Origin of the sequence: Ensifer sp., assembly GCF_035999185.1 — a bacterium.
In the GTDB taxonomy this organism is placed as follows: Bacteria; Pseudomonadota; Alphaproteobacteria; order Rhizobiales; family Rhizobiaceae; genus Ensifer.
Genome location: NZ_DASYHB010000147.1, coordinates 1 through 2,102, shown reverse-complemented (window position 1 = coordinate 2,102; position 2,102 = coordinate 1). Strand labels below are relative to the sequence as shown.

At 59.4% G+C, this 2,102-nt stretch carries 1 protein-coding gene and 1 pseudogene; both read right to left on the bottom strand.

The features are described 5' to 3' along the window. Positions 1-2 precede the first annotated feature (2 nt). Complete coding sequence (gene tuf / locus VGO04_RS19600) at positions 3-1,178, bottom strand: elongation factor Tu (protein WP_034795467.1); 1,176 nt, start codon at positions 1,176-1,178, stop codon at positions 3-5. 71 nt (positions 1,179-1,249) lie between these two features. Beyond that, positions 1,250-2,102, bottom strand: a pseudogene (gene fusA, locus VGO04_RS19595) (elongation factor G); the annotation flags it as partial.

The following is a 2,102-nucleotide window of genomic DNA, read 5'->3' as shown; positions in this document are numbered from 1 at the left end:
GATTACTCGACGATCGAGGCAACGATGCCTGCGCCGACGGTACGGCCGCCTTCGCGGATAGCGAAGCGCAGCTTTTCTTCCATCGCGATCGGAACGATCAGTTCAACGGCAACCGTGACGTTGTCGCCCGGCATAACCATTTCCGTGCCTTCCGGAAGCGTGACGATGCCCGTCACGTCCGTCGTGCGGAAGTAGAACTGCGGACGGTAGTTGGTGAAGAACGGCGTATGACGGCCGCCTTCTTCCTTCGTCAGAATGTAGGCTTCTGCCATGAACTTCTTGTGCGGCTTGACCGAACCCGGCTTGCACAGAATCTGGCCACGCTCAACGCCGTCACGGTTAACACCACGGATCAGCGCGCCGATGTTGTCGCCAGCCTGGCCCTGGTCGAGCAGCTTGCGGAACATTTCAACGCCGGTAACCGTCGTCTTCGAGGTGTCGCGGATGCCGACGATTTCGACTTCTTCGCCAACCTTGACGATGCCGCGCTCAACGCGACCGGTCACAACCGTACCACGGCCCGAGATCGAGAACACGTCTTCGATCGGCATCAGGAACGGCTGGTCGATCGGACGCTCAGGCGTCGGGATGTAGGCGTCAACGGCAGCCATCAGCTCGCGGATCGCGTCTTCGCCGATCTTCTTGTCCGAATCTTCCAGAGCAGCAAGAGCCGAGCCCTTGATGATCGGAATGTCGTCGCCCGGGAATTCGTAGGACGACAGAAGTTCGCGAACTTCAAGCTCGACGAGTTCGAGAAGCTCGGCGTCGTCAACCTGGTCGACCTTGTTGAGGAACACGACGATTGCCGGAACGCCAACCTGGCGAGCAAGCAGGATGTGCTCGCGGGTCTGCGGCATCGGGCCGTCAGCAGCCGAGCAAACCAGGATCGCGCCGTCCATCTGCGCTGCACCGGTGATCATGTTCTTGACGTAGTCGGCGTGGCCGGGGCAGTCAACGTGAGCGTAGTGACGGTTCGGCGTCTCATACTCAACGTGCGCCGTCGAAATCGTGATACCACGGGCCTTTTCTTCCGGAGCCGCGTCGATCTGGTCGTACGCCTTGAACTCGCCGAAGTACTTCGTGATCGCTGCGGTCAGCGACGTCTTGCCATGGTCAACGTGGCCAATCGTGCCAATGTTAACGTGCGGCTTGTTGCGCTCAAATTTGCTCTTTGCCATTTCCGGCTCTCCGTTTTCTATCCCCTACCGGGGAAAACTCTTAATCTTCTGTCAGCGTCTCAGTATTCCGGTCACTTCTGACCGGAATACTTCGCCTGGATTTCCTGCGCGACGTTCGACGGAACCGGCGCGTAGTGATCGAAGGTCATCGTGTACTGCGCGCGGCCCTGGGACATCGAACGCAGGTTGTCGACGTACTTGAACATGTTCGCGAGCGGGACGTTTGCGCTGATAACGACAGCAACGCCACGCGTTTCCTGGCCCTGGATCTGGCCACGACGCGAGTTCAGGTCGCCGATAACGTCACCGACGTAGTCTTCCGGCGTTACGACTTCGACCTTCATCATCGGCTCGAGAAGCTGTGCGCCAGCCTTCTTGGCCGCTTCACGGAAGCAAGCACGCGATGCGATTTCGAAGGCGAGAACCGACGAGTCGACGTCGTGGAATGCGCCGTCGATGAGCGTCGCCTTGACGCCCAGCATCGGGAAGCCAGCGAGCGGACCCGAAGACAGAACGCTTTCGATACCCTTCTGAACGCCCGGGATGTATTCCTTCGGAACAGCACCACCGACGATCTTGGATTCGAACTTGAAGTCTTCGCCTTCCGGGTTCGGTTCGAAGACGATCTTGACGCGCGCGAACTGGCCGGTACCACCGGACTGCTTCTTGTGCGTGTAGTCTTCTTCGTGCTGGCGCGTGATGGTTTCGCGGTAAGCAACCTGCGGAGCACCGACGTTTGCTTCAACCTTGAACTCGCGACGCATACGGTCGACGATGATGTCCAGGTGAAGTTCGCCCATGCCGGCGATGATCGTCTGGCCGGATTCCTGGTCGGTCTTGACGCGGAACGACGGGTCTTCAGCAGCCAGGCGGTTGAGCGCGAGGCCCATCTTTTCCTGGTCGCCCTTGGACTTCGGCTCGATC